This is a genomic window from Cognatilysobacter lacus (assembly GCF_008274655.1).
Taxonomy (GTDB): Bacteria; Pseudomonadota; Gammaproteobacteria; order Xanthomonadales; family Xanthomonadaceae; genus Cognatilysobacter; species Cognatilysobacter lacus.
On record NZ_VTRV01000223.1, the window covers coordinates 1 to 2,901 of the forward strand.

Consider the following 2,901-nt stretch of genomic DNA (forward strand, 5'->3'; position numbering starts at 1 on the left):
ATGTTGTTCGAGGTGACGTTGAGGGCGGACTGGAGGAGGGTGCCGCGCGGCTGATCGTGGAGCGCAGCCTCGCACCGGCGGCAGGCGGCGGCTTTGCCTGGCGCAGCGACGCGCGCCTGACCCGGCCCACCGCCGTGCGCATGACAGAAGGCCAGGTGCGCGACCTGATCCGCGCGATCGAATGCCCCGTGCGGTTGCTACATGCCGTACCGGCGTTCCGCTTCTTTCCCGCCGATGTGCGCGACGAACGCGCCGCCTGCCTGCGCCAGGTGGACGTGGTCGGCGTGGAGGGCGGACACCACCTGCACATGGAGATTCCCGCGCAGGTGGCTGCCGTGCTGGGGCGGTTCCTGCGCGACTAGAGTCGCGCGTCGACCGACTCGCGTGGGTAGACGCTTTTGATGTCGTAGAGCAGCGCGCCCGGCCGACCGAATGCGCGTGCGCGTTCCGGGCCCATTTCCGCGAACTGCCTGTGGGCCACGGCTAGGATCACCGCGTCGTACACGCCCGCCTCGGGCGCCGGCACTAGGTCGACCCCGTAGGCGGCTTTTGCGTCCGCCGCGGTCGCCCAGGGATCATGGAAGTCGACGTGCGCGCCGTATTCCTCCAGTTCGCGCGCAAGCTCGACCACGCGGGTATTGCGCAGGTCCGCGCAGTTCTCCTTGAACGTGATACCCAGCATCAGCACGCGCGCGCCGGACACGCGTGTGCCGCGCTGGATCATCTGCTTGATGACCTGCGCCGCGATGTGCGCACCCATGGCGTCGTTGATGCGTCGGCAGCCGAGCACGATGTCCGGGTAGTAACCGGCCGCCTGCGCGCGCTGGATCAGGTAGTAGGGGTCGACGCCGATGCAGTGCCCGCCGACCAGTCCCGGGCGGAACGGCAGGAAGTTCCACTTCGTGCCGGCCGCTTCGAGCACCTCGGTGGTATCGATGCCGAGGCGGTGGAAGATCAGCGCGAACTCGTTGATCAGCGCGATGTTGACGTCACGCTGGGTGTTCTCGATCACCTTGGATGCTTCGGCCACGCGCAGGCTCGACGCGCGATGCGTGCCGGCGGTGACGATACGCGCGTACAGCGCGTCGACGAAGTCCGCGGCCGCCGGCGTCGAACCCGAGGTTACTTTCGGAATGTCCTTCAGGCGGCGCTGGCGGTCGCCTGGGTTGATGCGTTCGGGGCTGTAGCCGACGGTGAAGTCCCGGTTGAAACGCAGACCCGAGCACCTCTCCAGCTCAGGCACGCAGATTTCTTCGGTGGCGCCCGGATAGACGGTCGACTCGTAGATCACCGTGTCTCCGGGGCCCAGCATTTTGCCGATCATGCGGCTGGCCGCGATCAGCGGACGGAAGTCCGGGCGCTTGTCGCCGTCGACCGGCGTGGGGACCGTGACGATGTAGACGTTGCGATCGGCGAGGGCATCAAGGTCGTCCGCGAACGAGAGCCGCGCCGCGCCGGCGAATTCCTCGACCGACGACTCGCCGTTGTCGTCACGCCCGTCCCGCAGCGCGCGCACGCGGCCGCCGTCGATGTCGAAGCCGATTGTGTCGAAGTGGCGCCCCAGCTCGAGCGCCAACGGAAGCCCCACGTACCCCATCCCGAAGACGCCGATGCGCAGGCCGTCCAGCTCGTGCGTTTCGTGCTCGGTCATCAGGGCGGGTCCACGGGCCGGTCGGGACCGCGATTACAACGCATCGGCGACGTTTGCGCCCGTTAGGCCGGGCGGGCCGCGCCCGAGGCGACATGGGCGGCGCCCGTCAGAACGTAATCGGCAGGCGCACCATGATGGTGGAGTCGGGCGTATCGCGGGTGACGCCCACTCCCAGCGACACGTTCAGGCTCATGTGCTCGTTCAGGCGATACGACGCACCCAGCAGCAGCGTGCCTAGCATGACGCGCACCGAGCCCGGCAGCGGCTCGCCGTTCTGCTCGGTGCGATCGACAATCGAGTGGTCGTAACCGATCGAGATCGCGGCCTTCTCGTTGAGCGCCAGGCCCAGGCCCACGTTGAAGCCCAGGATGTCGCCGGCCTTGATGTTGCCCAGCGGCTCCGTGGTGGTCTGCGGATTACCTTCCGGTGCGCCGGTAAGCACGGTGCGCGAGACATTGCTGCGCTCGAAGTTATGCAGGTAGCTGAAGCTTCCGAAGAACACGACCGGGTCGGACGCGTACAACCAGGTCACGCCGGGCTGCAGCGACTGGAACCCGCTCCCGGTGGGCAGCTCGAGCGGCAGGCCGGTGCCGGTCGCGTTCTCCACGCACCGCGTCACGCAGTCGGTGGTGACTTCGAACAGGTCCTTGCCGGTGCGCGACTTGTAGCGCAGCCAGCCGACCCAGTACGGCGAATCGGGGCCGCCGTGGTTGAACTGGTAACGCGCGGTGACCTCGACGTCGCCCAGCCCGCTGCCTTCGCTGTTGAAGACCTTGTCGGTCGCGCTGCCGGTGAAGATCTCGCGGCTGATGGTGTCGGTATAGGTGTAGACGTACGGCACCTTGGCCTCGACCTCGAAGCGGTTGGTGACGCCGAAGCGGCCGGTGAGCGCGGCCGTCGCGGTAGTGGTCTTTACCTGCCGCACGTCGATCAGCCCGATCAGGATCGCGGGGATGATCGTGTAGCCGATCAGCGCGACGCGATCGTTCGACGAATAGTCCAGCTGCACCGACGGCTCGAGCACGAACTTGCCGCGCGGGGTGAGCACGCCCGGCTGCTCGAAGATCTGCGCCACCTGCGGCCGCGTGCTCTCCTCGCTGGGCGCCTGGCCGACCGGGCCGTTCTGCACCGGCCCGTTGGTCGGGAGGTTGCCGCCGCCGGCAGTCGTCTGCGGGCCGGGGCGCAGCACGTCGGGGGCGGTGAGGTCGAGCTTCAGGCGCTCGGGCAGGAACTCCTCGACCCGCAGCGCC

Annotated in this window: 3 protein-coding genes; 1 reads left to right on the forward strand and 2 read right to left on the reverse strand. The window is 68.1% G+C overall.

What is annotated here, in order from left to right:
- On the forward strand, positions 1–362 hold a 362-nt coding region (locus FW784_RS14680; protein ID WP_425481653.1), incomplete at its 5' end, for an alpha/beta fold hydrolase.
- On the opposite strand, the gene FW784_RS13440 is transcribed toward FW784_RS14680, so the two are convergent.
- Both FW784_RS13440 and FW784_RS14495 read right to left on the reverse strand, forming a co-directional pair.
- The gene (locus FW784_RS13440) at positions 359–1,651 is read right to left on the reverse strand and encodes a nucleotide sugar dehydrogenase (protein WP_149353833.1); all 1,293 of its coding nucleotides are present in this window, start codon (positions 1,649–1,651) and stop codon (positions 359–361) included. The two genes, FW784_RS14680 and FW784_RS13440, sit on opposite strands and share 4 nt — an antisense overlap.
- A 106-nt stretch (positions 1,652–1,757) precedes the next feature.
- A partial coding sequence (locus FW784_RS14495; protein WP_187770826.1) for an acetate kinase occupies positions 1,758–2,901 on the reverse strand: 1,144 nt, incomplete at its 5' end.

Coding starts and splice junctions, on each gene's coding strand:
- FW784_RS13440 (WP_149353833.1), bottom strand. CDS start 1,651: ATGACCGAGCACGAAACGCACGAGCTGGACGGCCTGCGCATCGGCGTC.